This is a genomic window from Nocardia sp. NPDC057353, from assembly GCF_042667085.1.
Lineage (GTDB): Bacteria > Actinomycetota > Actinomycetes > Mycobacteriales > Mycobacteriaceae > Nocardia.
Genome location: NZ_JBHVAK010000012.1, coordinates 22,487 through 43,447, shown reverse-complemented (window position 1 = coordinate 43,447; position 20,961 = coordinate 22,487). Strand labels below are relative to the sequence as shown.

General features: G+C 73.2%; 22 protein-coding genes. 16 read left to right on the top strand and 6 right to left on the bottom strand.

Annotation, left to right across the window (positions count from 1 at the left end; genetic code table 11):
• Positions 1 to 70 precede the first annotated feature (70 nt).
• The 3 genes from hrcA (at position 71) to ACFUUZ_RS08760 (ending at position 3,161) form a co-directional block, all read left to right on the top strand.
• A complete protein-coding gene (hrcA, locus tag ACFUUZ_RS08770) occupies positions 71 to 1,102 on the top strand; it encodes a heat-inducible transcriptional repressor HrcA (protein ID WP_378694017.1) in 1,032 nt (343 codons plus the stop codon).
• 164 nt (positions 1,103 to 1,266) lie between these two features.
• Positions 1,267 to 2,418, top strand: coding sequence for a molecular chaperone DnaJ (dnaJ, locus tag ACFUUZ_RS08765; RefSeq protein WP_378694015.1), 1,152 nt, complete (start codon positions 1,267 to 1,269; stop codon positions 2,416 to 2,418).
• Between the two features lie 2 nt (positions 2,419 to 2,420).
• Positions 2,421 to 3,161 (top strand): 16S rRNA (uracil(1498)-N(3))-methyltransferase, encoded by a 741-nt coding sequence (locus tag ACFUUZ_RS08760; RefSeq protein WP_378694013.1) that lies wholly within the window; start codon positions 2,421 to 2,423, stop codon positions 3,159 to 3,161.
• Between the two features lie 196 nt (positions 3,162 to 3,357).
• Here the strand turns inward: ACFUUZ_RS08760 and ACFUUZ_RS08755 are convergent, their stop codons facing one another.
• A complete protein-coding gene (locus tag ACFUUZ_RS08755) occupies positions 3,358 to 4,563 on the bottom strand; it encodes an MFS transporter (RefSeq protein WP_378694012.1) in 1,206 nt (401 codons plus the stop codon).
• 89 nt (positions 4,564 to 4,652) lie between these two features.
• On the opposite strand from ACFUUZ_RS08755, the gene ACFUUZ_RS08750 reads away from it, so the two are divergent.
• The 10 genes from ACFUUZ_RS08750 to ACFUUZ_RS08705 all read left to right on the top strand — a co-directional run bounded on the left by ACFUUZ_RS08750 (position 4,653) and on the right by ACFUUZ_RS08705 (position 12,748).
• Positions 4,653 to 5,588 carry a LysR family transcriptional regulator gene (locus ACFUUZ_RS08750; RefSeq protein ID WP_378694010.1) on the top strand — a complete coding sequence of 312 codons (936 nt, stop codon included), beginning with the start codon at positions 4,653 to 4,655 and terminating at the stop codon, positions 5,586 to 5,588.
• A gap of 177 nt (positions 5,589 to 5,765) precedes the next feature.
• Positions 5,766 to 6,794 (top strand): PhoH family protein, encoded by a 1,029-nt coding sequence (locus ACFUUZ_RS08745; protein ID WP_378694138.1) that lies wholly within the window; start codon positions 5,766 to 5,768, stop codon positions 6,792 to 6,794.
• 22 nt (positions 6,795 to 6,816) lie between these two features.
• On the top strand, positions 6,817 to 7,371 hold the full coding sequence (gene ybeY / locus ACFUUZ_RS08740) for an rRNA maturation RNase YbeY (RefSeq protein ID WP_378694008.1): 555 nt from the start codon (positions 6,817 to 6,819) through the stop codon (positions 7,369 to 7,371).
• Complete coding sequence (locus ACFUUZ_RS08735; protein ID WP_378694006.1) at positions 7,368 to 8,798, top strand: hemolysin family protein; 1,431 nt, start codon at positions 7,368 to 7,370, stop codon at positions 8,796 to 8,798. The genes ybeY and ACFUUZ_RS08735 overlap by 4 nt, the downstream gene beginning before the upstream one ends.
• Positions 8,795 to 9,151 carry a cytidine deaminase gene (locus ACFUUZ_RS08730; RefSeq protein ID WP_378694004.1) on the top strand — a complete coding sequence of 119 codons (357 nt, stop codon included), beginning with the start codon at positions 8,795 to 8,797 and terminating at the stop codon, positions 9,149 to 9,151. The genes ACFUUZ_RS08735 and ACFUUZ_RS08730 overlap by 4 nt, the downstream gene beginning before the upstream one ends.
• The gene (era, locus tag ACFUUZ_RS08725; RefSeq protein ID WP_378694002.1) at positions 9,123 to 10,043 is read left to right on the top strand and encodes a GTPase Era; all 921 of its coding nucleotides are present in this window, start codon (positions 9,123 to 9,125) and stop codon (positions 10,041 to 10,043) included. The genes ACFUUZ_RS08730 and era overlap by 29 nt, the downstream gene beginning before the upstream one ends.
• Positions 10,044 to 10,189: 146 nt before the next feature.
• On the top strand, positions 10,190 to 10,654 hold the full coding sequence (locus ACFUUZ_RS08720) for a hypothetical protein (RefSeq protein ID WP_378694000.1): 465 nt from the start codon (positions 10,190 to 10,192) through the stop codon (positions 10,652 to 10,654).
• 31 nt (positions 10,655 to 10,685) lie between these two features.
• Positions 10,686 to 11,429 (top strand): DNA repair protein RecO, encoded by a 744-nt coding sequence (gene recO, locus ACFUUZ_RS08715; protein ID WP_378693998.1) that lies wholly within the window; start codon positions 10,686 to 10,688, stop codon positions 11,427 to 11,429.
• Positions 11,430 to 11,504: 75 nt separating this feature from the next.
• Complete coding sequence (locus tag ACFUUZ_RS08710; RefSeq protein WP_378693996.1) at positions 11,505 to 12,335, top strand: isoprenyl transferase; 831 nt, start codon at positions 11,505 to 11,507, stop codon at positions 12,333 to 12,335.
• Between the two features lie 47 nt (positions 12,336 to 12,382).
• Positions 12,383 to 12,748, top strand: a complete 366-nt coding sequence (locus ACFUUZ_RS08705) for a hypothetical protein (protein ID WP_378694137.1) — start codon at positions 12,383 to 12,385, stop codon at positions 12,746 to 12,748.
• Here the strand turns inward: ACFUUZ_RS08705 and ACFUUZ_RS08700 are convergent.
• On the bottom strand, positions 12,724 to 13,344 hold the full coding sequence (locus ACFUUZ_RS08700) for a TetR/AcrR family transcriptional regulator (protein WP_378693994.1): 621 nt from the start codon (positions 13,342 to 13,344) through the stop codon (positions 12,724 to 12,726). The two genes, ACFUUZ_RS08705 and ACFUUZ_RS08700, sit on opposite strands and share 25 nt — an antisense overlap.
• Before the next feature lie 102 nt (positions 13,345 to 13,446).
• On the opposite strand from ACFUUZ_RS08700, the gene ACFUUZ_RS08695 reads away from it, so the two are divergent.
• The gene (locus tag ACFUUZ_RS08695; RefSeq protein ID WP_378693992.1) at positions 13,447 to 14,418 is read left to right on the top strand and encodes a hypothetical protein; all 972 of its coding nucleotides are present in this window, start codon (positions 13,447 to 13,449) and stop codon (positions 14,416 to 14,418) included.
• Positions 14,419 to 14,521: 103 nt separating this feature from the next.
• Here the strand turns inward: ACFUUZ_RS08695 and ACFUUZ_RS08690 are convergent, their stop codons facing one another.
• Together ACFUUZ_RS08690 and ACFUUZ_RS08685 are read right to left on the bottom strand one after the other, a co-directional pair.
• Positions 14,522 to 14,938 carry a Fur family transcriptional regulator gene (locus ACFUUZ_RS08690; protein WP_378693990.1) on the bottom strand — a complete coding sequence of 139 codons (417 nt, stop codon included), beginning with the start codon at positions 14,936 to 14,938 and terminating at the stop codon, positions 14,522 to 14,524.
• Complete coding sequence (locus ACFUUZ_RS08685) at positions 14,935 to 15,273, bottom strand: helix-turn-helix transcriptional regulator (RefSeq protein WP_067654691.1); 339 nt, start codon at positions 15,271 to 15,273, stop codon at positions 14,935 to 14,937. Before ACFUUZ_RS08685 ends, ACFUUZ_RS08690 begins: the two co-directional genes overlap by 4 nt.
• Before the next feature lie 215 nt (positions 15,274 to 15,488).
• Here ACFUUZ_RS08685 and ACFUUZ_RS08680 point away from each other — a divergent pair, with 215 nt between their 5' ends.
• Positions 15,489 to 16,874: a glycine--tRNA ligase gene (locus ACFUUZ_RS08680; RefSeq protein ID WP_378693988.1), complete on the top strand. Its 1,386-nt coding sequence runs from the start codon at positions 15,489 to 15,491 to the stop codon at positions 16,872 to 16,874.
• Here the strand turns inward: ACFUUZ_RS08680 and ACFUUZ_RS08675 are convergent, their stop codons facing one another.
• Positions 16,875 to 17,531 carry a DUF899 domain-containing protein gene (locus tag ACFUUZ_RS08675; RefSeq protein WP_378693986.1) on the bottom strand — a complete coding sequence of 219 codons (657 nt, stop codon included), beginning with the start codon at positions 17,529 to 17,531 and terminating at the stop codon, positions 16,875 to 16,877.
• 188 nt (positions 17,532 to 17,719) lie between these two features.
• Between ACFUUZ_RS08675 and ACFUUZ_RS08670 the strand changes: the two genes are divergently transcribed.
• Positions 17,720 to 18,964, top strand: a complete 1,245-nt coding sequence (locus ACFUUZ_RS08670; RefSeq protein WP_378693984.1) for an acyltransferase — start codon at positions 17,720 to 17,722, stop codon at positions 18,962 to 18,964.
• A gap of 9 nt (positions 18,965 to 18,973) precedes the next feature.
• Here ACFUUZ_RS08670 and ACFUUZ_RS08665 read toward each other — a convergent pair whose 3' ends face one another.
• The gene (locus ACFUUZ_RS08665) at positions 18,974 to 20,914 is read right to left on the bottom strand and encodes a TPM domain-containing protein (RefSeq protein ID WP_378693982.1); all 1,941 of its coding nucleotides are present in this window, start codon (positions 20,912 to 20,914) and stop codon (positions 18,974 to 18,976) included.
• Positions 20,915 to 20,961: the final 47 nt, after the last annotated feature.

Sequence of the window (20,961 nt, the reverse complement as noted above, 5' to 3'; positions counted from 1 at the left end):
GCGCGGTCCGGAACGGGGGATATCGGGCGGCGGGCACCTAGACTGGGACAGGCAAGCGAGGAGGTGGGCCGTGTCGAGTACCGAGGATCGCCGTTTCGAGGTGCTGCGGGCGATCGTTGCCGACTACGTCGCGACCAAGGAGCCGATCGGGTCGAAGACGCTGGTCGAGCGGCACAACCTGGGCGTTTCCAGCGCGACGGTGCGCAATGACATGGCGGTGCTGGAGGCGGAGGGCTACATCGCGCAGCCGCACACCAGCTCCGGTCGGATTCCGACGGACAAAGGGTATCGGCAGTTCGTGGATCGGATCGCCGAGGTGAAGCCGCTGTCCGCGGCGGAGCGGCGGGCGATTCTGGAGTTCCTGGAGTCCGGGGTCGACCTGGATGACGTGCTGCGCCGCGGGGTCCGGTTGCTGGCGCAGCTGACCAGGCAGGTCGCGGTGGTGCAGTACCCGACGGTGTCCGCGTCGACGGTGCGGCACATCGAGGTGGTGGCGCTGAATCCGGCGCGGCTGCTGCTGGTGGTGATCACCGACACCGGCCGGGTCGATCAGCGGATCGTCGAGCTGGGCGCGCTGGTGGACGACGAGGACCTGGCGGCGCTGCGCGCGCTGCTGGGCGGGGCGATGGACGGCAAGCGGCTGGCCACGGCCTCGGCGGCGGTCGCGGCGCTGCCGGAGAACGCACCGGGGAAGCTGCGCGAAGTGCTGATCCGGGTGTCGACGGTGCTGGTGGAGACGCTGGTGGAGCACCCGGAGGAGCGGTTGGTGCTCGGCGGAACGGCGAATCTGACGCGCAATGCGGGCGACTTCGGGTTGCCCGGCTCGCTGCGCACGGTGCTGGAGGCGCTGGAGGAGCAGGTGGTGGTGCTCAAGCTGCTCGCGGCGGCGCAGCAGCCGGGCACGGTCACGGTCCGGATCGGCGAGGAGACGCAGGTCGAGGAGATGCGCGGGACCTCGGTGGTCACCACGGGGTACGGTGCGGCGGGCGCGGTTCTCGGCGGCATGGGGGTGCTGGGGCCGACGCGCATGGATTATCCGGGCACCATCGCCTCGGTGGCGGCGGTGGCCCGCTATATCGGCGAGGTACTGGCCGGACGCTGAGGTCCGGTCCGGCCTTCGGGGGGACTCCGCTGCCGGGCCGTAGGCTCGAACGGATAAAGTTGAGTGCATCCGACTAAGGCCGGTATCGGGGCCCGGCCCGGCGGCGTGTGCCGCGCGGACCGGCCGGGTATCGGGAAACGGCGACCAAGGACTAGAGAAGCGAAGTGGCACGGGACTACTACGGACTGCTCGGCGTCGCGAAGAACGCGACCGATCAGGAGATCAAGCGCGCCTATCGCAAGCTGGCGCGGGAGCTCCACCCGGACGTCAACCCCGACGAGGCGGCGCAGGCGCGGTTCCGGGATGTGTCGACCGCCTACGAGGTGCTGGCCGACCCGGAGAAGCGGCGCATCGTCGACATGGGCGGCGACCCGCTGGAGAACGGTGGCGGCGCGGGTGGCTTCTCCGGTGCGGGCTTCGGCGGCCTCGGCGACGTCTTCGAGGCCTTCTTCGGCGGGATGAACGCCTCCGGCGGCCAGCGCAAGCCGCGCGGCCGGGTGCAGCCCGGCGCCGACTCGCTGCTGCGCACCCGGCTCAGCCTGGCCGAGTGCGCGGTCGGGGTGACCAAGCACCTGACCGTCGACACCGCGATCCTCTGCGATCTCTGCCACGGCGCGGGCACCAACGGCGACTCCAAGCCGGTGCGCTGCGAGACCTGCGGCGGCGCGGGCGAGGTGCAGTCGGTGCAGCGCTCGTTCCTCGGCCAGGTGCTCACCTCGCGGCCCTGCCCGACCTGCCGCGGCGCGGGCGAGACCATCCCCGATCCGTGCGGCAAGTGCGGCGGCGACGGGCGGGTGCGGGCGCGGCGCGAGATCGCGGCGCCGATCCCGGCCGGTGTGGCGAACGGCATGCGGGTGCGGCTGGCCGCGCAGGGCGAGGTCGGCCCCGGCGGGGGGCACGCGGGCGACCTCTACGTCGAGGTGGTGGAGCAGCCGCACGACGTCTTCGTCCGCGACGGCGACGACCTGCACTGCACCATCCGGGTGCCGATGGTGGACGCCGCGCTCGGCACCACCGTGGTGATCGACACCATCCTGGACGGGCCGACGGAGCTGACCATCCCGCCGGGCACCCAGCCCGGCGAGGTCTCGGTGCTGCGCGGGCACGGCATGCCCAAGCTGCGCTCCGGTGCCCGCGGTGACCTGCTCGCGCACCTGGAGATCGTGGTGCCGTCGAAGCTGGACAGCAAGCAGAACGACCTGCTGCGCAAGTACAAGGGGCTGCGTGAGCGGGATCGGGCCGAGGTGGTCTCGGCGCAGTCCGAGCACAACAGCGGGCTCTTCGCCCGGCTGCGGGCGTCGTTCAGCGGTCGCTGAGCGTGGCCGCGACGGTCTTCTACCTGGACGAGATTCCGCAGCCCGGCGCGGTCGCGGTGCTCGACGGGCCGGAGGGCAGGCACGCCGCCACGGTGCGGCGGATCCGGGTCGGGGAGCCGATTACGCTCTCCGACGGGCGCGGGGTGGTCGCGGAGTCCGAGGTGGTCGCGGCGCAGAAGGATCGGCTGGAGCTCGCGGTGCTGGATCGGCGGGTCGCCGAGTCGGCGGCACCGCCGGTGACGGTGGTGCAGGCGCTGCCCAAGTCGGATCGGTCCGAGCTCGCGGTCGAGCTCATGACCGAGGCCGGGGCGGACGTGATCGTACCGTGGCAGGCGGCGCGCTGCGTCGCGAACTGGGAGGGCAAGGCGGCCAAGGGGGTCGAGAAGTGGCGGGCGGCGGCGCGGTCCGCGGCTCGGCAGTCGCGGCGGGCCTACATTCCCGAGGTGACCGCGGTGCACCGGACCCGGGAGGTGGCGGAGCTGGTGCGCGCCACCGTCGCGGACGGGGGAGTGGTGGCGGCGCTGCACGAATCCGGGGCGGAGCGGTTCACCGCGCTGCCGTTCGCCGAAGCCGCGCGGGTGGTGCTGATCGTCGGCCCCGAGGGCGGGCTGGACGAGGCCGAACTCGCCGCGTTCACGGCGGCGGGGGCCACGGCCGCGCTGCTCGGCCCCACCGTGCTGCGTACCTCCACCGCCGCCGCCGTCGCTCTCGGCGCGCTCGGCGCCCTGACGTCGCGCTGGTAGTACCGCTGAAAGGCCGCGCACCGATCGCGTCGAACCCGCGCGAGTAGCGCGGCCCGCAGCGGTAGTACTCGACGAGTCGTACGAGATGCCGCACAACGATCACGCCGTGCCGCGGGCACACGTGGCCCGACGACCCACGCGCTGATCGACGTAGCCCGCAGGCACAGTGCGCTGAACAGTTCAGGACTCCCGAGCGCTACCCGCTCCCGACCAACTCGACCGCCACCCCCGGGACCCTCCGCTCCCCGCGCACCACGACGACCACCGCACCCCCGGCCAGCACCAGCAGCACCCCGACCCCACCGACCAGCCCCGCCCACCCGAACTCCGCGAACGCCAACCCGGACAGCCCGCCGAGCACCGCACTCCCCAGGTAGTAGCAGAACAGGTACAGCGACGAGGCCGCCGCTCGATTCCCGCCCGCCGCCGCCACCCCGACCCACGCGCTCGCGACCGCGTGCGCACCGAAGAAACCGGCGGTGAAGAGCAGGATCCCGGCCAGCACCAGCGGCAGCCGATCCGGCAGCGACAGCGCGGCCCCCACCGCGGTCACCACCACCGACCCGGTCAGCACCGGTCCGCGCCCGAAGCGGTCGGCGAGCCGCCCGGCGGTGGTGGAGGCGACGGTGCCCGCCAGGTACAGCACGAACACCAGCCCTGCCACGCTCGCGGGCAGCCCGAAGGGCGCGGCCAGCAGCCGGAACCCCAGGTAGTTGTAGACCGAGACGAACCCGCCCATGAGCACGAAGGCCAGCGTGCACAGCGCGACCAGCCGCGGCTCCCGCAGCTGCGCGGCCAGCTCCCGCCCGACCCCCGAGCGCCGCGGCCGGAACCCGCGCGAGGCGGGCAGCGCCCGCACGAACCACACCGTGCACAGCGCCCCGACCACCGCGATCAGCGCCTGCGCCCAGCGCCACGAGGTGTGGTCGACCGCGAAGGCCGGGACCAGCCGCCCGGTCAGCCCGCCCAGCGTGGTGCCGGAGACGTAGACGCCCATGGCGGCGCCGAGCCTGCCCGCGTCGACCTCCTCGGCCAGGTAGGCCATGGCCACCGCGGGCACCCCGGCGAGCGTGACGCCCTGCACCGCGCGGGCGGCGAGCAGCACCTCCAGCGTCGGCGCCAGCGGAAGCAGCAGCCCGATCGCGGCGGAGACGCCCGCCGACCAGACCATCACCCTGGTTCGCCCGAACCGCCCGGAGAGCGCGCTCACCGGGATGATCGCCAGCGCCAGGAACCCGGTGGTGAGCGAGACCGCCAGCGCCGCCTGCGCGGGCGCGACCCGGAACGCCGCCGCGAGGCTCGGCAGCAGCGCCTGCGCGCTGTACATCGAGGCGAAGGTGGTCAGCCCCGCCGCGAAGAGCGCGGTGACGATCCGCCGCTCCCGTCCGCTCGATCCGCTCATGTCGCCAGCCTGCGCCGAGCACGATCGGTGAAGGAAATGCATAATCAGCGACAAGTTGATGCAGCAGTGACATTAGTGGAGGTGACAACGTGTTGGGCGACGACCTGACGTGGTTCATCACACTCGCCGAACTCGAGCACGTGGGCGCGACGGCCGACCGGCTGCACCTCGCGCAGCCCACGCTCTCCCGGATGCTGGCCCGGCTGGAGCGCAGGCTCGGGGTGCGGCTCTTCGACCGGGCGGGCAAGCGGCTCCGGCTGAACGAGTTCGGCCGGGCCTACTACGAGCATGCCCGCCGCGCCCGCATCGAGCTGGACTCGGGCGCCAGGGCCGTCGCCGACCTCGCCGACCCGGCCGAGGGCACCGTGCGGCTGGCCTTCCTGCACTCCTTCGGCAGCTGGCTGGTCCCCCAGCTGGTCGGCGATTTCCGCAGGCAGGCGGGGCGGGTCACGGTGTCGCTGCACCAGGACGCCGCGGCCACCATCACCCGCATGGTGCTCGACGGCGAGGCCGACCTCGCGATCGTCTCCCCGCGCCCGGCCGAACCGGGGCTGGGCTGGTCCGGGCTGCTGCGCCAGCCGCTGGTCCTGGCGGTCCCCGCTGGGCACCGGCTGGCAGGCAGACGCCACACCACGCTCGCCGACCTGGCGGGCGAGGACGTCATCGCCATGCGGCACGGCTACGGCATGCGCCGCCTGCTGGACGAACTCGCCGCGGCGGCCGGGCTGCACCCGCGCATCGTGTTCGAATCGAGCGACCTGGTGACGGTCACCGGGCTGGTGGCCGCCGGGCTCGGCGTCGCGCTGGTGCCGCTGGAGGACCCGCCGCCCGGCGCGACCCCGAGCCCGGCCGTGGCCAGGGTGCCGCTGGCCGATGCGGGCGCGGTCCGCGAGGTCGGGCTGGTATGGGCGGCGGACCGGCCCATGCCGGAGGCGGCGCGCCGGTTCCGCGCCGCGATCCAGGGCTGGGCGGCGCACCGTTCGCCGGGGGCATATTCCCTGTCGGCTGTCGGTACCGGGCGGTAAACTGCGTGTCGGGAAGGGGCCGGTCATCCGCGTGCGGCAGCCCCCGCCCCACCCACGTTCCCCCGAGATCGAAAGAGGCTGCGGCGACTTTTGCGAACACCAGACGAATTCGGCAACACCTCCGGAGCCCAGGCCGTGCCTGGCGCGTCCGGCGACGACGACAATGCCGCTCCGGCCATGAAGAGCGTGCGCTCCAGCCTCGAACTGGCCCCCGAATCGGTGTTCCCGCTCCTCGGCTCGGCGGATGAGAACCTGCGCGAGCTGGAGCGGCTGCTCGAGGCGGACATCCACGTCCGGGGCAGCTCGGTGACGCTCACCGGCCGCCCGGCCGAGGTGGCGCTGGCCGAGCGGATCATCGGCGAGCTGGTCTCGCTCACCGGCCGGAACAAGGGCATTACGCCGGACACCGTGCGGCACACGGTCTCGATGCTCACCGAGGGCAGCGAGGAGTCCCCGGCCGAGGTGCTCAGCCTGGACATCCTCTCCCGGCGCGGCAAGACCATCCGGCCCAAGACGCTGAACCAGAAGCGCTACGTCGACGCCATCGACAACAACACCGTCGTCTTCGGCATCGGCCCGGCCGGTACCGGCAAGACCTACCTGGCCATGGCCAAGGCGGTGCAGGCGCTGCAGACCAAGCAGGTCAACCGGATCATCCTCACCCGGCCCGCGGTGGAGGCGGGCGAGCGGCTCGGCTTCCTGCCCGGCACGCTGAACGAGAAGATCGACCCGTACCTGCGGCCGCTCTACGACGCGCTGCACGACATGATGGATCCCGAGGCGATCCCCAAGCTCATGGCGGCGGGCGTGATCGAGGTCGCGCCGCTGGCGTACATGCGCGGGCGCACGCTGAACGACTCCTTCATCGTGCTGGACGAGGCGCAGAACACCACCGCCGAGCAGATGAAGATGTTCCTGACCAGGCTCGGCTTCGGCTCCAAGATCGTGGTGACGGGCGATGTCACGCAGGTCGACCTGCCCGGCGGGGCGCGGTCCGGGCTGCGCGCGGCCAGCGAGATCCTCACCGACATCGACGACATCCACTTCGCCCAGCTCACCAGCAGCGATGTGGTGCGGCACCGGCTGGTGTCGGAGATCGTCGACGCCTACGACCGGTTCGAGTCGGAGGCGCGGCCGCCGGTGGGGCCGCACTACCCGGGCAATCGGGCGCAGCGCCGAGCCGCGAGCCGGGGAGACCGGCGCTGACCCGATTGCCTACCCTGGTCGGGTGAGCATCGAGATCGCCAACGAGTCGGGGTTCGACGTCCCCGAAGAGGATCTGGTGGGCGTCGCGCGCTTCGCCATCGCGCGGATGGACGTCCACCCGGCCGCCGAGTTGTCGATGGTGCTCGTCGATCTGGACACCATGGCCGACCTGCACGTGCGCTGGATGGACCTGCCCGGCCCCACCGACGTGATGTCCTTCCCGATGGACGAGTTGGAGCCGGGCGGGCGGCCGGACAGCCCGGAGCCCGGCCCGTCCATGCTCGGCGACATCGTGCTGTGCCCGGAGTTCGCCGCCGGGCAGGCGCGCAAGGCCGGGCACTCGCTGCAGCACGAGCTGGCGCTGCTCACCGTGCACGGCGTGCTGCACCTGCTCGGCTACGACCACGCCGAGCCGGACGAGGAGAAGGAGATGTTCGCCCTGCAGGCCCGGCTGCTCGAGGAGTGGTACGAGAGCCTGCGCGCGGCGCGGTACCGCGCCCAGCTGGCCGAACGCGACACCAAGCTGCTCGGCAAGACCGGCTTCACCGCCCCCGGTGACGGCCAGGGGCAGGCGTGAGCTCCGCGACGCTGATCGTGCTGGCCGTCCTGCTCGTCCCCGCGGGCGGCCTCTTCGCCGGGCTGGACGCTGCGCTCAACACCGTCTCCAGGGCTCGGCTGGACGACATGGTGCGCGCCGAGCGGGCGGGCGCCGCGCGGCTGCTCCGGATCATGGACGACCGGCCGCGCTACGTGAACCTCATGGTGCTGCTCCGGGTGCTCTGCGAGATCACCGCGACGGTGCTGCTCGCGGCGGCGCTGCTGGACGTCTGGGCGGACGGCTGGGCGCTGCTCGCCACCGCCGTGATCATGGTGCTGGTCGACTACGTGGTGATCGGCGTCGGGCCGCGCACCCTCGGCCGCCAGCACGCCTACTCCATCGCGCTCGCCGCGGCGCTGCCGCTGCAGCTGATCGGCGTGCTGCTCGGCCCGGTGAGCAGGCTGCTCATCCTCATCGGCAACGCGATCACGCCAGGCCGTGGGTTCCGCAACGGCCCGTTCGCCTCCGAGATCGAGCTGCGCGAGGTGGTCGAGATGGCCGGTGAGCGCGGCGTCGTCGCCGACGAGGAGCGGCGGATGATCCAGTCGGTCTTCGAGCTCGGCGACACCGCGGCCCGCGCGGTCATGGTGCCGCGCACCGAGATGATCTGGATCGAGGCGGACAAGACCGCCGCCCAGGCCATGTCGCTCGCGGTGCGCAGCGGGCACTCCCGGATGCCGGTGATCGGCGAGAACGTCGACGACATCCTCGGCGTGGTCTACCTCAAGGACCTGGTGCCCTATGCCGACCGCAGCCGCAAGGTGAAGGTGCGCGAGGTCATGCGCCCCGCGGTCTTCATGCCGGACTCCAAGCCGCTGGACAGCCTGCTCGACGAGATGCAGCGCAGGCGCAACCACATGGCGCTGCTGGTGGACGAGTACGGCGGCATCGCCGGGCTGGTCACCATCGAGGACGTGCTGGAGGAGATCGTCGGCGAGATCGCGGACGAGTACGACATCGGCGAGACGCCGCCGGTCGAGGAGCTCGGCGACGGCCGCTACCGGGTCTCGGCGCGGCTGCCGGTGCAGGATCTGGCCGAGCTGTTCGGGGTGCAGATCGACGACGAGGAGGTCGACACCGTCGGCGGGCTGCTCGCGCACGAGCTGGGCCGGGTGCCGCTGCCCGGCTCGAAGGTCTCCGCGCACGGGCTGGTGCTGCGCGGCGAAGGGGGGCCGGACGCCCGCGGCCGGATGCGGGTGCAGACCGTGGTGGTGCGCCGGGACAAGTCCACCGGCGACGACGAGAAGATCGAACCCCAGCGCGACGTCGAGCGCGGCCGCAAGGACCGCGGCGCCGACAAGGCGAGCCGCCGGAAGGACCGCGGCGAGGCCGCGGCGGCGGAGTCAGCACAGAACGGATCGAGCCGCACCACGACGGCCGACCGCGACCAGGAGGGATCCGAATGAGCGAGCTCGACGCCGAGGACACGAAACTGCTGACGCTCGCGCGCGGCGCGCTGGGGCGGACCGGGGGTGCGGCGGGCGCCGCCGTCCGGGACACCGACGGCCGCACCTACGCCGCCGGCGAGGTCGGGCTGCAGGAGCTGCGGCTGACCGCGCTGCAGGCCGCGGTCGCGGCCGCGATCTCCAGCGGCGCCGAGGGGTTCGAGGCGGCTGTCGTGGTCGGCGGGCAGTTCAAGGACGCCGGGGTGTACGCGGTGCGCGAGGTCTCGGCGAGCGCGCGGATCGTCTTCGCCGACAAGTCCGGCGCGGTCTTCGACATCGTCGACGATGCCGCCGCCGAGGTGTCCGGTGGCTGAATTCCGCTCCGGTTTCGTCTGTTTCGTCGGCCGCCCGAACACCGGCAAGTCGACGCTGACGAACGCGCTCGTCGGGCAGAAGATCGCGATCACCTCGTCCCGCCCGCAGACCACGCGGCACACCATCCGCGGCATCGTGCACCGCGAGCACGCGCAGCTCATCCTGGTGGACACGCCGGGGCTGCACCGGCCGCGCACGCTGCTCGGCGCCCGGCTGAACGACCTGGTGCGCGACACCTACTCCGAGGTCGACGTGATCGCGCTGTGCATCCCGGCGGACGAGAAGATCGGGCCGGGCGACCGCTGGATCGTGCAGCAGATCCGGCAGATGGCGCCGAAGACCACGCTGCTCGGCGTGGTCACCAAGATCGACAAGGTGAGCCGGGACGAGGTGGCGGCGCAGCTGCTCGCCGTCTCGAACCTGCTCGGCCCGGAGGCCGAGCTGGTGCCGGTCTCCGCGGTGCGCGGCGAGCAGGTCGAGGTGCTGGTCGACGTGATCGCCTCGAAGATGCCGGAGGGCCCCGCCTTCTACCCGGACGGCGAGCTCACCGACGAGCCCGAGGAGACGCTCATGGCCGAGCTCATCCGGGAGGCCGCGCTGGAGGGGGTGCGGGACGAGCTGCCGCACTCGCTGGCCGTGGTCATCGAGGAGGTGCTGCCCCGCGAGGACCGGGAGGACCTGCTCGACGTGCACGCGCTGCTCTACGTCGAGCGGCCGAGCCAGAAGGCCATCATCATCGGCAAGGGGGGTTCCCGGCTCAAGGAGGTCGGCACCAACGCCCGCAAGCAGATCGAGCACATCCTCGGCACCAGGATCTACCTGGACCTGCACGTGAAGGTCGCCAAGGACTGGCAGCGCGATCCGAAGCAGCTGCGCCGCCTCGGTTTCTGACCCGGACCGCCGTTTTCGCCCTGCCGCCGCCCCCGCGCCGCCCGAACCGTTCCGCCCGCCACCGCACTCGAGGCACAATGGTGCTCTGCGAGATCCCGATCAGGTTGCCGCGCAGTGCTATTCGCGACCGAGGTGTGGGGGCGAAGATGACCGATCTGTACACCGGGCACCCGGCGTTCGACTTCGTGGCCGGGGAGCAGCCCGAGCTGGCCGCGGTCGCCGAGCACCACCGCGAGCTGCTCAGGGACGCGGTGGCGGCCTACCGGCTGCGGATCGGGCAGTGGGTGCGCTACCTGGACCCGGCCGATCGCGAGCTGCGGCTGGCCCAGGCCGACCGGTACCTCGCCGAGCTGCACATCGACCCGGTGCGCCACCGCGACCTGGATCTGGACGCCTACCGTGCGGTGCGCGACGGCGTGCCGATGCGGTACGTGAGCGAGCGCGGCGCCTTCGTCCGGCCGCGCAATGCCGGGCCGCCGGTGCTGGTGCGCCCCGGCTCGCCGGAGCACCGGCTCGGCGTGGTCGCCCGATTGGCGGCGCTGGGGCAGACGCTGGAGCAGATCCAGGTGGTCGCGGTCACCGCGACGATGGGTGTGCCGCCGGTTCGCTGACCGTGTCGCCGGTCCGTGCGAGGATGGGCCGGTGCGTTCGTATCGGGATGAGGCGGTGGTGGTGCGCCAGCACAAGCTGGGCGAGGCCGACCGCATCGTCACGCTGCTGACCCGGCGGCACGGGCTGGTGCGGGCGGTGGCGAAGGGGGTGCGGCGCACCGGGTCGCGGTTCGGGGCGCGGCTGGAGCCCTTCGCCTACGTCGACGTGCAGCTGTACCCGGGTCGCACCTTCGACACCGTCACCCAGGTGCACACCGTCGAGGCGTTCGCCGCCGACATCGTGGCCGACTACGGCCGCTACACCACCGGCTGCGCGGTGCTGGAGACCGCGGAGCGGCTGGCGGGCGAGGAGCGCGCGCCCGCGCCCAAGCTGCACGCGCTCACCGCGAGCGCGCTGCGCGCCATCGCCGCGGGGGAGCGGCCGCACGAGCTGATCCTGGACGCCTTCCTGCTGCGGGCCATGGGGTTCGCGGGGTGGGCGCCCGCGCTGGACGAGTGCGCCAAGTGCGCCACCCCCGGCCCGCACCGCGCCTTCCACGTCGCCGCGGGCGGCGCGGTGTGCGTGCACTGCCGCCCGCCGGGGTCGTCCAGCCCGCCGGAGGGGGCGCTGGAGCTGCTGGTCGCGCTGCTGCGCGGGGAGTGGGAGAAGGTCGAGGCGGTGCCCGCGCCGGTGCGCACCCGGGCCAGCGGCCTGGTCGCCGCGCACCTGCAGTGGCACCTCGAGCGCAGACTGCGCACCCTGCCCCTGCTGGAGCGCACGCCCGCGGCACCCTGACCGTGCCTGCCCCGCGACCGGCGGGGGCGCCGTCCGGCGGGAGGCCGCTACACCGGCGCGACCGCATCGGGCAGGATGGGGGCCGTGATCCTCCGTCGCGACTCCTCCGGGTCCGGAACGGGCAGCGCACTGTCCGACGGCCCGCGCACCGTCCGCCCGCCGTCGCCGCACCCCTCCGGCGCCCGCCCGCCGGAGCTGCCGCCGGAGCTGGTGCCCGCGCACGTGGCGCTGGTGATGGACGGCAACGGCCGCTGGGCGCAGGAGCGCGGGCTGGCCAGGACGGCGGGGCACGAGCGCGGCGAGGCGGTGCTCATGGACACCGTCGAGGGCTGCATCGAGATCGGCGTCAAGTGGCTCTCCGCCTACGCCTTCTCCACCGAGAACTGGCGCCGCAGCCCGGACGAGGTGCGCTTCCTCATGGGCTTCAACCGCGACGTCATCCGCCGCCGCCGGGACGAGATGCACGAGATGGGCGTCCGGGTGCGCTGGGCGGGCAGGCGGCCGCGGCTGTGGCGCAGCGTGATCAAGGAACTCGAGGTGGCCGAGGAGCTCACCAGGGACAACACCGTCATGACGCTCACCATGTGCGTCAACTACGGTGGTCGCGCCGAGATCGCCGACGCCGCACGGGAGATCGCGCGCCGGGTGGCGGCGGGCGAGATCGACCCGGAGAAGGTCGACGAGGCGACGGTGGCCCGCTACCTGGACGAGCCGGACATGCCCGACGTGGACCTGTTCCTGCGCCCCTCGGGTGAGTTCCGCACCTCCAACTTCCTGCTCTGGCAGGCCGCGTACGCCGAATTCGTCTTCCAGGAGACGCTCTTCCCCGACTTCGACCGCCGCAACCTGTGGGACGCCTGTCTGGCCTACGCCCGCCGCGACCGCCGCTTCGGGGGCGCCAAGTGACCGAGCCGCTCGACCCCGCCACGGAGCTCAAGGCGTCGGCGGGCGCCGTGCTCTCCATCTACGACGTCGACGTGCGGGTGGACAACGACGGCTCGCTGCGCTTCGACTACGAGGGCGCGCTCTGCTCGCTGGACGCCGTCACGCTGGCCCCCGGGCTGGACGTGCTCACCCTGACCTGCGTGCTCGCCTGGGACCGCCCGCTCAAGCCGCAGCTGCACAAGCGGGTCGCGGAGCGCAACGCCACGCTGCAGTTCGGCTCGATCGTGGTGGTCACCAGGGAGAAGCTCGCCGACGTCGTGCTCCGCTACACCTTCCCGGCGGTCGGGCTGGACGACGGCGCGCTCGGCACCATGCTGCTGCTGGTGCTCTCCGGCGCGGGCAAGGCCCGTCAGGGGCTGCTGGTCCCGGCCTGATCCCGGCCGTAGGGGAGCAGGGAGCGCACGGCCCGCTCCAGCGCGCGCGGGTCCAGGTCGCCGACGATCAGGAACTGCAGCAGGTAGCCGGGGAGCAGCCCGAACAGGGTGGCGGCCACCGCGTCCAGGTCGGTGCCGGCGGGCAGCCAGCCCGCCTCCGCCATCCGCTGCGCGTACCCGCGCCACATGCCGCGGATGCCGATGACGGTGGGCCGGATGTACCCGGCCGCCTCCGGGTCGGTAAGGGCCAGCGCCCACGCCTGCGGCGCCAGCCGTAGCCGCCCCTCGATGCCGCTGTTCTGCGACATCCACGCGGTGACCGCACCGACCACCTCGGCGGGCGTCGGCAGCGGATCCCGCCGCATGACCTCGAGCAGCACCGCCCTGATGTCGGTGCCCGCGTCCGAGGCCAGCGCCGCCACCAGCTCGTCCTTGCTCTTGAAGTAGCGGTACACCGCGCCCGCGGAGAGCCCGGACTCGGCGAAGACGTCCTGCATCGAGGTCTGGTGGAAGCCCTTGCGCGCGAAGCAGCGCTGCGCCGCCTCGACGATCTGCTGCCTGCGGCGTTCCAGGTGCTCTTCACTCACTCGGGGCATGACCCCAATCTAAAACGGATGTTCGTTCTTGACAACGCGGGTGACGGGGTGCGACCGTGGTTCCACATAAAAGAACGAACATTCGATTTATGGGGAGTGGTCATGAACATCCTGCAGCGCGCGCTGGCCGTCGGCCTCGGAGCGGCCCTGCTCCAGGCGCTGATGCTGATCGCCTTCGCCTGGCCCGCCGTGCACACCGCCCCGCGCGACCTGCCGGTCGCCGTCGCCGGGCCCGGCGCGGCCCAGGTCTCCGCGCAGCTGGCGCAGCGCAGCCCGGGGGCGATCGAGCCGCGCACCGTCGCCGACGAGGCCGCGGCGCGCGCCGCGCTCACCGAGCGCGAGGTCTACGGCGCGATCCTGACCGGCCCGCAGCCGCGGGTGCTGGTGGCCTCCGGTGCGAGCCCGCTGGTCGCGCAGCAGCTCACCCAGCTCGCGCGGCAGTTCGCAGCCGCGCCCGCGGCCGCCGCCGCGGTGGAGGACGTGGTGCCCGCCGACCCGGACGATCCGCGCGGCGCGGGCTTCGGGGCCATGGTGCTGCCGCTGGTGATGTCAGGGATCGCGGCCGGGGTGCTGCTCAGCCTGCTGGTTCCCACCGCGGCGGCGCGGATCGCCGGGGTGGTCACCTTCGCGCTGGCGGGCGGGGTGCTGAGCATGGCCATCGCGCAGGGCTGGCTCTCCATCCTGCCGGGGGAGTACCTGGAGCTGGCCGGGGTCGCGGCGCTGGTCTCGTTCGCGGTGGCGGGGGCGGTGGCCGGGCTGGCGACCGCGATCGGCCGGGCCGGGATCGGTATCGCCGCGCTCACCATGCTGCTGATCGGCAACCCGTTCTCCGCGGCCGCCGCGGCGCCGGAGCTGCTGCCGCAGCCGTGGAGCGCGATCGGGCAGGCGCTGCCGCCGGGTGCCGCGGTCTCGCTGCTCCGCTCGGTCGCCTTCTTCGACGGCGCCGCCGCCGGTGGGCCGCTGCTGGTGCTGCTGATCTGGGCGGGCGCGGCGCTGGCGCTGCTCGGGGTCGGGGTGGTCAGGGAGCGGAACGCCGAACCCGCGCCTGCGCGCGCCGTTCCGCAGCCCGCCTGATCCGACAGGTGCCCGGTGGGTCCCGCTCCGCGGAGCGGGACCCTTTCGCGGATGCGCTCGCCTGCCGGGCGGGCGGCGATCCCGCTTGCGCGGGCGGGCGGGCTCAGCGCGTGCGCAGGCAGTCGGCGCAGGTGCCGAAGATCTCCAGGGTGTGGCTGACCTCGGTGAAGCCGTGCTCGGCGGCGGTGGCGTCGGCCCACGCCTCGACCGCGGGGCCCTCGACCTCGACGGTCCGGCCGCAGCCGCGGCAGACCAGGTGGTGATGGTGACCCGTGGAGCACTGCCGGTAGACGGACTCGCCGGTGTCGGTGCGCAGCACGTCGACCATGCCCGCGTCGGAGAGCGACTGCAGGGTGCGGTAGACGGTGGTGAGCCCGATCCCCTCGCCGCGCTTGCGCAGCTCGTCGTGCAGTTCCTGGGCGGAGCGGAACTCCTCGATATCGCCGAGCAGCGCCGCGATGGCATTGCGCTGGCGGGTGCTGCGCACCCCGACGGCGTTCGGCTTCTCGGCCACGGTCATCCTTCCTCGGCGTGCGCGACGGCGTCCACGACGATGTGCGCCAGATGGTCGTCGACCAGCTCGTAGAGCACCTCGCGGCCCGAGCGCTCGCCGTGCACCACCCCCGCCGCCTTGAGAATCCGCAGGTGCTGACTCACCAGCGGCTGGGTGACGCCGAGCGCGTCCACCAGTTCGTGCACGCAGCGCGGCGACTCCCGCAATTGCAGCACGATCGCGATGCGAACGGGGGCGGCGAGTGCGCGCAGCAGTTCACCGGCGTCCTCCAGGACCGCCCGGCTCGGCACCGGCGCCGGGGCGGGGGAACGATAGGGGTTGTGCGGCACGGCGGCTGTCATCGGACCATCTCCTTATCGGAAAGCGATCCCATTTTGATATGCACAATTGCGCATGTCAAACGGACACGCTCCATGGCTGTGCTGGTGGCGGTGGTCATAAACGCTCCCGTTACGCTGATCGCGTGCGTAACAGCGCCCGGTGACTGCGTAACGTGCGGCTGTTACGCGTAACAGCACCGATATCGAGTCGATTCGCAGGAACGGAGAATTCTCGCGTGGCACCCAAGTCGAAGGTGGACACCGTTGCCAACCTCGCCAAGCGCCGGGGTCTGGTGTACCCGTGCGGTGAGATCTACGGCGGCACCAAGTCGGCCTGGGATTACGGCCCGCTCGGCGTCGAGCTGAAGGAGAACATCAAGCGGCAGTGGTGGCGCTCCATGGTCACCAGCCGCGACGACGTCGTCGGGCTCGACTCCTCGGTGATCCTGCCGCGCCAGGTCTGGGAGGCCTCCGGCCACGTCGCCACCTTCACCGACCCGCTGGTCGAGTCGCTCATCACGCACAAGCGGTACCGCGCCGACCACCTGCTGGAGGCGTACGAGGAGAAGCACGGCCACCCGCCCGCCAACGGCCTCGCCGACATCCGCGACCCGGAGACCGGCGACCCGGGTAGGTGGACCGAGCCGCGCAACTTCTCCGGCCTGCTCAAGACCTTCCTCGGCGCGGTCGACGACGAGGAGGGGCTGCACTACCTGCGCCCGGAGACCGCGCAGGGCATCTTCGTCAACTACAAGAACGTCGAGACCACCGCGCGCAAGAAGCCGCCGTTCGGCATCGCCCAGATCGGCAAGAGCTTCCGCAACGAGATCACCCCGGGCAACTTCATCTTCCGGACCCGCGAGTTCGAGCAGATGGAGATGGAGTTCTTCGTCAAGCCGGGCGAGGACGAGCGGTGGCACCAGTACTGGATCGACACCAGGCTGGCCTGGTACACCGACCTCGGCATCGACCCGGAGAACCTGCGGCTCTACGAGCACGCCAAGGAGAAGCTCTCGCACTACTCGACCCGCACGGTCGACATCGAGTACCGCTTCCGCTTCCAGGGCAGCGAGTGGGGCGAGCTGGAGGGGCTGGCCAACCGCACCGACTTCGACCTGCGCACGCACGCCGAGCACTCCGGCGCCGACCTGAGCTACTTCGACCAGGCCGCGGGCGAGCGCTACATCCCGTACGTGATCGAGCCTGCCGCCGGGCTCACCCGCTCGCTGATGGCCTTCCTGGTCGACGCCTACGCCGAGGACGAGGCGCCGAATGCCAAGGGCGGGGTCGACGTGCGCACCGTGCTCCGGCTGGACCGCAGGCTCGCGCCGGTCAAGGCCGCGGTGCTGCCGCTCTCCCGCAATGCCGACCTGACGCCCAAGGCCAAGGACCTCGCCGCGCAGCTGCGCCGGAACTGGAACGTCGACTTCGACGACGCGGGCGCCATCGGCCGCCGCTACCGGCGCCAGGACGAGATCGGCACCCCGTTCTGCATCACCGTCGACTTCGACACCCTGGAGGACCAGGCCGTCACGGTGCGCGAGCGGGACTCCATGGCGCAGGAGCGGATCGCGCTGGACAAGGTCGAGGGGTACCTGGCGCAGCACCTGATCGGCGCCTGATCACGGCCTGCCGAGCGGCGTGAGGTCGAGCAGCGCGTTGGCGCCGTCCAGCGGGTCGGTGCCGCGCGCGTAGGCGGAGTAGGTGTGGAAGACGGCATCGTCGTCGTCGCGCCAGAAGACGCTGACGCCCGCCTGCTCGTCGGCGGGCGGGCGGCCCGCGAGCGCGTGCTCCTTGGCCGAGCGGTAGTTGTAGCGGACCGGGGCGATCTCGGCGTCCAGTGAGGCGTGGAAGTCGTAGTTGAAGTCGCTGCCGAAGGACGACAGCACCGGGAAGGCCCAGCCGTGCCCGGCGTGGTAGCCCGCCAGCCGCTCCCACGGGCCGCGGCTGATCGCGGCGAAGGCGGTGTCGCGCTCGGGTAGTCGGGCCAGCCCGCCGATGCCGTCGAGCACGCGGGCGCAGCCGGGGCAGCCGTCGTCCCGGTCCCATCGCCACATCAGGTGGTAGACGATGAGCTGCCTGCGGCCGTCGAACAGCTCCGGCAGCCGCACCCGGCCGTCCGGCCCCTCGAAGACGTACTCCGGCACCGGGACCATGGGCAGCGCCCGCCTGCGCGCGGCGAGCGCGTCCAGCGCGCGGGTGACGGCCTTCTCCTCGGTGAGCAGGGCTGTGCGGGCCGCGAGCCACTCGGCCCGGCTCGCCACGACCGGACGCGTCATGGGTCCTCTCCTCCGCCGCTCGATGCTGTGCCACGGGTTCGTTCCCGCGGCCGCTGCGGATTGGTTGCTGGAGCGATGCTGGGGCGCGGGGAGAGTTTTCCGGACGGTTGCCGGGGATTCGCAGTATTCGCAGGAGGCGGCGGCGATCCGGATTGCATCCCGACCCCGGTTGCCTCACCCTTGCGGATGTGTTGCGGGAGAGGGTCGACGTGGTGCGCGAACTGGCGCCGTCGGAGGAGAGGTTCGTTCGGCACGGAACGTTCACCGGACGTTCCGTGCTGGTGTCCGGCGCGCTCGATATCCGGGTGCTCCGAAGAGCCTTCGGCGACCTGCAGACCTCGTATCCCGTCCTGCGCTGCCGCATCGCCGCCGACCCGGCCCGGCTGCTCGGGCCGCGCGGCCGGGCGCCCCGGCTCCGGCTCGCCACCGGCGACCCGGCGGCGGTGGCGCTGCCGCGCCGCGCGCTGCGCCCGGACCGCGCGCTCGGCTACCTGGACGTGGTGCGCGACCGCGGCACGGCGAGGGTGACGCTGTACGTGCACCACGCGGTCGCCGACGCGGGGCACTGCCTCGCGCTCTTCGCCCGGCTGTGGGAGCTCTACACCGAGCGGGTCGAGTGCGGGCGGGCCACCGTGGTCGAGCACCCGCTGCCGCTCCCGCTGGAGCAGCACCTGCTCGACAGCGGGCTGAGCCGGGCGGGCGTCTCCGGGCTGGAGGACGTGATCGCCCCGGAGCCGCCGCCACCGCCGCCCGCAGGGCACACGCCGGGGCCGCAGGCGCTGGCCCGGCCGTACCGCCTGGTCCTCGACCCGGCGGCGACCGCGCGGCTCACCGGATTCGCCCGCGCGCACGGGGTCTCGATGAACGGCGTGGTGACCGCGGCGCTGCTGCGCGCCTTCGCAGAACTCGCACCGGCGCCGGGGCCGGTCCGCTGCGTCTACCCGGTGGATCTGCGCGGCAGGCTCGGCAAGCGGGTAACGCCGGTCGGCGGCACCAATATGGCCGGGCTGACGGCCATCGCGGCCGAGATCGACCGCGCGGACGACCCGCTGGAGCTGGCGCAGCGGGTGACGAACACGCTGCGGCACGACCTCGCCGAGGGCATCGTGCAGCAGTCGGTGCTGCACTTCCCGGATTTCTACGGCGAGCGGCGGGTGCACTCGCTGGCCGGGCACGTGGCGATCACCAATACCGGTGCCGTCGCGCCGTTCACGGTGCCCGCCGGGCTTCGGGTGCTGGACTACGAGATCGTCTACCTCTCCGCGCATCCCCGCCCTTCGGCGGGGGCGAGCGCCGCGGTGACGTTCCTGGTGTACACCTACGCCGGGCGGCTGAGCGTCGGGGTGCTCGGCGGTGGCGACCCGGAGCGGATGGCCGCCGCCGTCCGCGCCGAGCTGGATCTGCTGGTCGAACGGGTTCCGGTCGCAGGCTGAGCGGGCAGCTCAGAAACGCCCGCCGCGGCCGATCCTGCGCGACCCCGTGGACCCGCCGTAGGAGCGCGGGCGGTACCCACCGCCGCCCGCGGCACCGCGCAGCAAACTCTCCACCAGGATGCCGCCGAGCACCGCACCCGCCTGGCCGCCCCCGGCGGGCGCCCGGCTCGACTCCCAGCGCCGCACATCGGCCTGTGCCTCGCGCAGCGCCGCCGCCCCGAGCTCCGCCGCCGCGCGCGCGTTCTCCAGCGCGGCGGCGGGGTCACCCGCGGCCAGCCGCTGCGCCTCGTCCAGCCTGCGCTGCGCCTCGGAGAGCCGGGTGCGGGCCTGCGCGTCCACCGCCCCGCGCCGCGTCCCGACGAAATCGCCCGCGGCCGAGACCTGCCCGCGCGCCGCGGTGAGCGCGTGCTCCAACCGCCCCCGCAGCTCCTCCTCGGCCCGCCGGTGCGCACTGGCTGCGGCGACCGCCCGATCCAGCTCGCCGTCGGCCCGCACGACCTCGCGGAAGGACCCCAGCGGATCACTCTCCGCAGCAGCCTCCGCACCGGCCAGCGCCGCCTGCGCGGCCGTGCGCGCGGCCTCGAGCTGCGGCCCGCCGTGCGCGGCGAGCCCCGCCGCCGTCTCCAGATCGGCCCGCAGCTCCGCCAGCGCCCCCGGCAGCCCGGCCCGCGCGGAGGCGATGTCGGCGGCCGCGGTGGCAATGGCCCCGAGCAGCGTGCGAGCCTGCCCCAGCGCCGCCTCGGCGCCGCGGATCGCCGCCACCGCCTCGCCCTGCTCACCGACCGGCTCGGCCAGCGCCGCCCGCCCGGCGTCGATCGCCCGTTCGCCGAAGGTGATCCGCTCCCTGGCGGCGGCGACATTCCCCTGCACCGAGACCAGCGTGCTCGCCGGGTAGGTACCGGTGAGCCGGGCCAGCTCGGCCTCGGCGCCCGGCACCGCGCCGGTGAGCTCGACCAGGTCCCGGGTGAGCGCGTCGAGCCGGGCGCCGCCGTTCAGCAGCAGATCCCGCATGGCGTCGAACTCCGCGACCCGCGCGTCGAGTTCGCGGTCCGCCCGGTCGGCGGTGCCGAGCAGCTCCAGCAGCAGCGTGCGCTGCTGGTCCGGCGTCTCCGGGACGGCGTCGTCGAGCTGCTGCCTGATCTCGAAGGCGCGGCTCGCCGCCTGCCGCGCGCTGTCCAGCGCGGTCCGGAACGGGGCGGCGGCGGTGGCGCCGAACTCGCCTGCGGCGATCTCCAGCTCCTCGGCGCTGGTGCGGATCGCGTCGTCCAGCTCGACCAACACCTCCCGCGAGCGGGTGTGCAGCGTCTCCAGCGAGAGCGCGCCGATCGCGGCGACATTGTCCGGGTCCAGGTTGCGCGCGGCCGCCAATTCCGCCGTACGCCTGCGGTTTCGCCGCACCCGCGACCACACGACCAGCCCCGCGGCCGCCGCGGCGATGACCGCGACGACGAGCACCACCCCCAGCGCGCTCACCCCGCCGCCGCGCAGCGCCGCGTCGATGCCGTCGGCCGCCGCGACCCCGGCGCCCGCCCAGCGCCCGGCGCGCAGCTCCGGCTCCACCTGCCCGGCCAGGATCCCGTCCAGCTCGCCCTCGGTGAGCCCGGACGGCAGCTCGCCGTCGAACCAGTACGCCCGGTCCTCGGTCGCCACCGCGAGCAGCAGGTCGCGCGAGCCGAAGCCGGAGAGCTCGGCGGTGCGCTCGGCCCAGCGCTGCGGCGCGGTGCCGTCGAAGTCGCGCACGTAGACCACCCAGAGCCGGACCTGGTGGTTGCCGTAGAGGTTGTCGACCGCGGCGTTCACCCGGTCGCTGCCCGCGGTGTCCAGCGCGCCCGCCCGGTCCAGCACGTGCGGCCCGATCCGCAGCGGCGGCTCCGCGCCCGCCGGTGCCGCCGGGAGCAGGGCCAGCAACAGCCCGATCAGCAGAACCACGCGCACCCTCAGCACCGACATGGCCCCGATCCAACCAGACCGCGGGCCGCGGGCCGGCTAGCATCGAG